Source organism: Streptomyces sp. NPDC048664 (genome assembly GCF_040650555.1).
In the GTDB taxonomy this organism is placed as follows: Bacteria; Actinomycetota; Actinomycetes; order Streptomycetales; family Streptomycetaceae; genus Streptomyces.
Window position 1 is genome coordinate 25,561 of the sequence record NZ_JBEZHK010000047.1, and the last position, 7,189, is coordinate 32,749.

General features: G+C 68.0%; 5 protein-coding genes and 3 pseudogenes. 6 read left to right on the forward strand and 2 right to left on the reverse strand.

Features of this window, described 5'->3' with window-relative positions:
• Positions 1 to 10: 10 nt before the first annotated feature.
• The gene (locus tag AB0C59_RS33220; RefSeq protein ID WP_363011297.1) at positions 11 to 1,066 is read left to right on the forward strand and encodes a ferredoxin reductase; all 1,056 of its coding nucleotides are present in this window, start codon (positions 11 to 13) and stop codon (positions 1,064 to 1,066) included.
• A gap of 7 nt (positions 1,067 to 1,073) precedes the next feature.
• Complete coding sequence (locus tag AB0C59_RS33225; RefSeq protein ID WP_363011299.1) at positions 1,074 to 2,192, forward strand: acyl-CoA desaturase; 1,119 nt, start codon at positions 1,074 to 1,076, stop codon at positions 2,190 to 2,192.
• Positions 2,193 to 2,210: 18 nt separating this feature from the next.
• Here AB0C59_RS33225 and AB0C59_RS33230 read toward each other — a convergent pair whose 3' ends face one another.
• Complete coding sequence (locus AB0C59_RS33230) at positions 2,211 to 2,537, reverse strand: hypothetical protein (protein WP_363011301.1); 327 nt, start codon at positions 2,535 to 2,537, stop codon at positions 2,211 to 2,213.
• A gap of 258 nt (positions 2,538 to 2,795) precedes the next feature.
• On the opposite strand from AB0C59_RS33230, the pseudogene AB0C59_RS33235 reads away from it, so the two are divergent.
• Positions 2,796 to 2,864: pseudogene (locus AB0C59_RS33235) on the forward strand (amino acid transporter); the annotation flags it as partial.
• Positions 2,865 to 2,908: 44 nt separating this feature from the next.
• Here the strand turns inward: AB0C59_RS33235 and AB0C59_RS33240 are convergent.
• A pseudogene (locus AB0C59_RS33240) lies at positions 2,909 to 3,103 on the reverse strand (hypothetical protein); the annotation flags it as partial.
• Positions 3,104 to 3,225: 122 nt separating this feature from the next.
• Between AB0C59_RS33240 and AB0C59_RS33245 the strand changes: the two are divergent.
• From AB0C59_RS33245 to AB0C59_RS33255, 3 genes and pseudogenes are all read left to right on the forward strand, one after another.
• Positions 3,226 to 4,701 carry a class II fumarate hydratase gene (locus AB0C59_RS33245; protein WP_363011303.1) on the forward strand — a complete coding sequence of 492 codons (1,476 nt, stop codon included), beginning with the start codon at positions 3,226 to 3,228 and terminating at the stop codon, positions 4,699 to 4,701.
• 1 nt (position 4,702) lies between these two features.
• Positions 4,703 to 5,518, forward strand: a complete 816-nt coding sequence (locus AB0C59_RS33250; RefSeq protein ID WP_363011305.1) for an aquaporin — start codon at positions 4,703 to 4,705, stop codon at positions 5,516 to 5,518.
• Positions 5,519 to 6,286: 768 nt separating this feature from the next.
• Positions 6,287 to 7,189, forward strand: a pseudogene (locus AB0C59_RS33255) (hypothetical protein); the annotation flags it as partial.

Below are 7,189 nucleotides of genomic sequence, written 5' to 3' on the forward strand. Positions count from 1 at the left end.
AGCTGGAGTCATGACGAGTACAGTCCTCCGCAGCAGGGCGTGGAAACTGCTGGAGATGGTCACGACGCCGCTGCTGCCGTCGGACTACCTCGACCTGGTCAGCCCGCTGCGTGCGGGCGCCGACCTGCGTGGGCGCATCGAGGCCGTGCACCCCGAGACGGGTGACGCCTCGACTGTCGTGATCAGGCCGGGACGGGGCTGGCGCGGCCACACAGCCGGTCAGTACGTGCGGATCGGGGTCGACGTCGACGGGGTGCGCCTGTGGCGTGCCTACTCGATCACCTCGCCGACGAACCGCCAGGACGGCCGCTTCACGATCACCGTGAAGGCGATCCCGGACGGCAAGGTCAGCAACCACCTGGTCCGCAGGGCGCAACCGGGCACGCTGATCCAGCTCGACCAGCCGACCGGAGACTTCGTGCTGCCGCAGGCCAAGCCCGCCAAGGTGCTCTACCTCACGGCCGGCAGCGGCATCACGCCCGTGATGGGCATGCTGCGCGACGTCGAGTTCGACGACGTCGTCATGATCCACTGCGCGCCACAGCCGCAAGACGTGATCTTCCGCGGCGAACTGCACGATATGGTCGCGCACAAGAAGCTGCGGCTCACCGAGGTGCACACCGACACGGACGGCATGCTCGACATCGCCCGTCTCGACGAACTCGTGCCCGACTGGGCCGAGCGCGAGACCTGGGCTTGCGGGCCCGCGGGCTTGCTCGACGCCGCCGAAGAGCACTGGAGTGAGCACGGCGTACAGGAGCGCCTGCACACCGAACGCTTCCGCCCCAGCATCATCGCCGCCGGGGACGGTGGCGAGGTCACGTTCAGCGCCACCGGCAAGACCGTCGACGCGGACGGCGCCACGCCGTTGCTGGACATCGGCGAGCAGGCCGGCGTGCTCATGCCCTCCGGGTGTCGCATGGGCATCTGCTTCGGCTGCGTCACGCCACTCAAGGCGGGCGCCGTCCGCGACCTGCGCACCGGCGAGATCACCGAGGCCGAGCCGGGCGTCCTCATCCAGACCTGCGTGTCCGCCGCGGCGGGCCCCTGCGACATCGAACGGTAGGAGCACCTTGACCGCCATCGACCCCACCGCCCACCTGACCGCGGAGCAGATCGAGGAGCTCGGCCGCGAGCTGGACGCGATCCGCGACGAGGTGATCGCCAGCCGGGGCGAGAAGGACGCCGCCTACATTCGCAAGGTCATCGCGGCACAGCGCAAGCTCGAGCTGGTCAGCAGGGGTGTGTTGCTGTTCTCGATCTTCCCGCCCGCGTGGCTGCTCGGCACCGCCGGCCTGTCCGTGGCGAAGATCATGGACAACATGGAGATCGGCCACAACATCCTGCACGGCCAGTGGGACTGGATGCGGGACCCGAAGATCCACTCCACCACATGGGAGTGGGATCACGTCTCGCCGTCCGATCAATGGAAGCACTCGCACAACGAGCTCCACCACACGTACACCAACGTGATCGGCAAGGACAACGACCTCGGCTACGGCATCATGCGCGTCGACGAGGACCAGAGGTGGCACCCAGTCCACCTCGGCCAGCCGCTGTGGAACTTCATCAACGCCTGCTTCTTCGAATACGGCATCGCCGCCTACGACCTCGAGCTCGGCAAGAACCTGCACAAGCGCCGCCGCAAGAACCCGGAGTTCCGCGCGCGGGCCAAGGCCGTGGGCCGCAAGATCCGCAAGCAGGTGCTCAAGGACTACGTGATCCACCCGCTGCTGTCGGGCCCGTCGTTCCTCACCACGCTCGCCGCCACGTTCACCGCGAACCTGGTCCGCAACATCTGGTCCCACTCGGTGATCATGTGCGGGCACTTCCCCGAGGGCGTGCAGGTCTTCGAGCGCCGGTCGATCAAGGGCGAGACGCGCGGCCAGTGGTACCTGCGCCAGATGATGGGCTCGGCGAACATCAGCGGCAGCAGCGCCATGCACTTCATGACCGGCAACCTCTCCCACCAGATCGAGCACCACCTGTTCCCGGACCTGCCGAGCAACCGGTACGCCGAGGTCGCGGTGAAGGTGCGCGCGCTGTTCGAAAAGTACGAGCTGGAGTACGTCACCGGGCCGCTGCCCAAACAGGTGTTCTCCGCGTGGCGCAAGGTTTTCCGGCTCTCGCTGCCGAACAAGAAGCCCGAGGTCAAGACGCCGGACCGTGAGCAGGAACTCGTCGCCGCCTGACGGGTAGAAGCGCCTGGCTCACGAACCCGAGGTCAGGCACCCTTGGATGAACTTCATCTCCACACCGTAGAACGGCTGGGGGGACCGGCCGCTTGCCGCGGTGTGGCGTTGTCGGCTGCTTGGGCGGTCGGCGGGCTGCGCCTTCGCGGCCCCCGGCTTCATTTTCGCGTCGTGCTTCCGCAACGCTTCGACCTTTTTGAGGAGTTCGGCGCGGCTGATGTCTTTCGGCGCCCGGGTGAGACCGGGCGGAGCCGCCGAACGGGTCGGCGAGCGGTCCGTGGCCGACTGGCAGGCGCGGTGCGCCGGCTGTCCGTCCGCGGCGAAGACGAGCGTCTTCCTGGCCACCGGCAGGCGGCATACCGCGTGGGTCTCCGGCGTGAACAGGTCGGGTGGCGGTCACCTGGGCTTCGGGGCCGGGATGACCTGCCGGCCACGTCTGGCCGCGTGAAATGAGGCCGGTATCTGGGAACCTCCTTGAATCCGGCGGTTCGCGAGGCGTGAGCGCCGAGTCCGCTCGGCTGCTCGGTTCGGAGTCCACCGCTGGCGCGGGCGACGGCGCGGAAGACCACGGGCTGACCGTGGTGGGTCGCCGGTGGGTACGCGATCGAACTCACTGTCGGTCGTGAACTGCGCCCGCACGGCGGCATCGACGTCCTTGTTCTGCACCGGGACCTGGCTCGCGTGTGTGATCTCCTGACCGGCTGGGACCTCTAGGTGAGCACATGCATGACAACCGTGAGGGCCACTCGGTCAGACACACGCAACCGCCCGGGGTATCGGTGCCGCCACTCGGGAGCGGGTGGCAGCAGCGGGGTCACCCGTTTCCACAGGCCGTCAGAAACCAGATCAGCACGCGCCCGGACACTTTGCTGACCAAGATCGACGAGTGCGAGACCTGCGGCTCGACTCATTCCGAGACGATCAGTCAGGGACCTACCCGGACTACCCCATTCGCGGGATCGGGATGACGCATTCCACCGACTGTGGCGGCATGACGTTAGGGCTGCCCCGTTCGCCGGGGAAGCGATGCCCCATGACCCACACGATCGACGGCACGGCCCCGAAGATCCTCGACCTGCCCATCGGACTGGCCGCCACGGGAGAGCGGCGGGAGTTCGACAGCCTGGGTGTGGTGATGGTGCCCGCGGACCGGTACTGGGGCGCGCAGACACAGCGCAGTCTCGAGCACTTCAACATCGGTCATGACCGCATGCCCAAGGAGGTGTACCACGCCTACGGGCATGTGAAGAAAGCCGCCGCGGTGGTGAACACCAGGGCCGGACGGCTGCCGGAGTGGAAGGGCAGCCTGATCGAGCGGGTGTGCGACGAGGTGATCTCCGGGGCGCTGGACGAGAACTTCCCGCTGTACGTGTTCCAGACCGGTTCCGGTACCCAGTCGAACATGAACGTGAACGAGGTCGTCTCGAACCGGTGCATCCAGCTGGTGGGCGGCAAGCTGGGAACCCAGGAGCCGATCCACCCGAACGACCACGTGAACATGGGCCAGTCGAGCAACGACACCTTCCCGACCGCGATGCACATCTCCGCGTACACGATGGCTACCGAGAAGACCATTCCGGCGTTGCGGCGGCTGCGTGACGCCCTTGAGGCGAAGTCGCGGAAGTGGTCCGACGTCGTCAAGATCGGGCGTACCCACCTGGAGGACGCCTGCCCGCTGACCGTGGGTCAGGAGTGGTCCGGATACGTCGGGGCACTGGACGACGCGATCGCCGAGGCCGAGCACGCCACCCGGGGGCTGCTGCTGGTGGCCATGGGCGGGACCGCGGTCGGCACCGGGCTGAACGCGCCGGACGGGTTCGGTGAGCAGGTGGCCGAGCAGCTCGCCTCGATGACGGGCATCCCGTTCAGGACGGCGCCGAACAAGTTTGCCGCTCAGGGCACCCTGGACCGTATGGTCCGTGCCCACGCGGGGCTGAAGACGGTGGCTGTCACCCTCTTCAAGATCGCCAACGATCTGCGCTGGCTCGGCTCGGGTCCGCGCACCGGGATCCACGAGCTGGTCCTGCCCGCCAACGAGCCCGGTTCCTCGATCATGCCCGGCAAGGTCAACCCGACCCAGGCGGAGGCCATGCTGATGGTGGCCATCCAGGTCATCGCCTCGGACGTGGCCGTGACCATGGGCGGCGCGGAGGGAAACTTCGAGCTGAACGCGTTCCGCCCGATCCTGATCGACAACTATCTGCACTCCGCGCTGATCCTGGCGGACATGTGCGACCACTTCCGCGAGTTCATGATCGAGGGCGCGCGGCTCGACCAGGCCAAACTCTCCGAGAACATCGAGCGCTCCGTCATGATGGTGACGGCGTTGTCCCCGGTCATCGGCTACGACCAGGCATCGGTCATCTCCCACTACGCCATCGACCACGACACCACCCTCAAGCAGGCCGCCCTGGCCAACGGTGTCTCCGAGGAACTCTTCGACCGGGTGGTCGACCCGCTCGCCCTGACACGGGGAGGAAGCGCCGACCTGCCCTCCGAGAAGTCCTGACGTGAGTTCCGGGCAGCCCGGAGCGGCCGTACCGGTCGGCAAGGCCGCGCTGATCGCCTCGGTCGGTCCGCGCGGCTACGCCGACTGGGCCAACCCCGACCACCGGCTGCGGCGGCTGCTCGCCGAGTTCATCGGCATGGCCGGCCTGACCTTCGTGCTGTCCGGTGGCGCGGCGGTCCTCGCCCGCTACGGCGGCCGGGGGCTGGAACCCTGGCAGGTGACCCTGGTCCTGTCCCTCGTCTCCGCGCTCTGGCTGCTCGTCGCCGTGTACTTCCTCGGCGATATCTCCGCCCACTTCAACCCGGCGATGACTCTGGCGTTCTTCCTACGACGGGACATGGGCCTTGCCATGGCCGGCGCCTACTGGCTCACCCAGTTCGCCGCCGGAATCGGCGGCTCCCTGCTGGCACGCGGCTTCTTCGGCCCGGCGGGCGGCCTCGCGACGACCACACCACAGCCCGGCCTGTCCTGGCAGGCCACCGGGTTCGAGGCAGTCATCACCTTCGGCCTGGTCCTGATGGTCCTGTGCCTGGCCGACGGCCCCAAACTCAACGGTCCGTTCGTTCCCCTGGCCGTGGGCTCCTACATCCTGGCCTGGGGCACCATGGGCGGCCCTTACGACGGCGCCTCCATGAACCCGGCCCGCAGCCTCGGCCCCGATGTGGCCGTGGGCAACGTGTCCACGTGGTGGGTCTATCTGCTCGGCCCGGTCGCCGGAGCCGTGGCGGCGGTCGCCGTCACCCTGGTCCTGCGCGGCACGGCCACGGTCGGCGAGGCCACGGCGGCCGAGGGAACACCGCTGGGCAAGGAGGGGTAGCGCCGGCGACATCGCCCGGGACCCCGGCCCCTAACGAGTTGGTGCGTGACAGCGGGTGAGGCGTCGTTCCTGGACAGTGGCATGAACTCGCGCGGGGACCCGCCGCTTCTTCCGCCGACGCCAGCGCCAGCGCCAGCCCCACAAAGATGGAAAAGGCTCATCTGTGATCAATAGGTTCCCAACGATCACTTGCAGATTCGTCAGACCGGGTGAATTCGATGGGCCGTCAGATACCGGCACTCACGCGCCACCCGCAACCTGGACCTTTCTCTTGCCAAGCTGACATCCACCCCAAACACTCGGCCGCATCCCCGGGAACCACCAGACGATGTGTGATGCCCCCGCCCGGAACACGAGAAAAGGAAACCGATGGCGCTTGCGACGGCGCACCTCTCTGCAGCCGCTTCGATGCCAACGCCCTGCCCGCCGCGCACTACACGTCGGGGCCGCCGTGTCGCCTCCGCCATCACACTCACCCTCGCCACCTGCGCAGTCTCCCTCTCATCACTGACCCACCTCCTCGCTACCCCTGCCCATGCAGCGGACCCGTACTGCGGAACCAACAGTGCCACCAGCGACACCACAGGCATCACTGCCACCCAAAGCGGGGGAACGGTCACCTGCTCCTACACCGTCTCCGGCAACACTGGCGGCCAATTCACATTCACCACTCCCATCGGCGTCATCCAACTCACCAACATCACTGCCGTTGGCGCAGCCGGTGGCAACGGCAGTAGTCTCGGCACAGTAATCGGGTTTGGCGGCACTGTGACCGCCACCAACCTCACTACCTCCCCCGGGCAGTCCCTCTTCGTCGAAATCGGCGGCAACGGCACCAATGCCACCAATCCTGGTATCGGTGGCGGCTACAACGGCGGCGGCAATGGTGACAACGGAGGCGGCGGTGGAGGAGGAGCCACCTCTATCCAGACCTGCGCCACGACAGCCGGAAGCCCCTGCACCAGCCTCTACGGCACCGGCAGCACCGAACCCCGCCTCATCGTCGCCCCAGGCGGCGGCGGCAGCTACCTCGATGACGCAGGTAACGGCAACGGCAATGGCGGCAACGGAAGCAGTGGCAGCACCTTCAGCGGTGGCAACGGCGGCGGCTTCGGTATCGGTGGTGGAGGAGGCGGTGGGAACGCCGGATCGGGTGGCAGTGGTACCGCCAGCAGCGGCGGGGCAGGCGGGGCGGGGGGCGGTGGTGACGGCGGCGGTGCCTCCGCCACGACCGCAGGTGGCGGCGGTGGCGGCGAGGACGATGATCTCTTCCCTGGCGGTGGAGGAGGCGGCAGCACCGGTGGTAGCGGAGGCACGGGTGACGCCGGCACGGGTCAGGCTGGTGCCGCCGGCTTCGGCGGCGCAGCCGCCACCGGCAGTTTTGGTGGAGGGGGCGGCGGAGGATTCTTCGGCGGTGGCGGTTCGTCCGGCGGCGGCGGCGGAGCCGGATCGTCGTCCTATACCGCATCGCTGGTAAGCGGGGCAGTCGCGACAACTGACGCCACCGCCACCCCAACCCTCAGCTTCGCCTACGACCTCGCCGGACCCACCGGCGCAACAGGAGCCACAGGCGCGACCGGACCCACCGGCGCAACAGGAGCCACCGGCGCTGATGGAGCCACCGGAGCCATGGGGGCCACTGGCGCAGACGGGGCCATGGGAGCTACAGGA

Coding starts and splice junctions, on each gene's coding strand:
- AB0C59_RS33220 (WP_363011297.1), top strand. CDS start 11: ATGACGAGTACAGTCCTCCGCAGCAGGGCGTGGAAACTGCTGGAGATG.
- AB0C59_RS33245 (WP_363011303.1), top strand. CDS start 3,226: ATGACCCACACGATCGACGGCACGGCCCCGAAGATCCTCGACCTGCCC.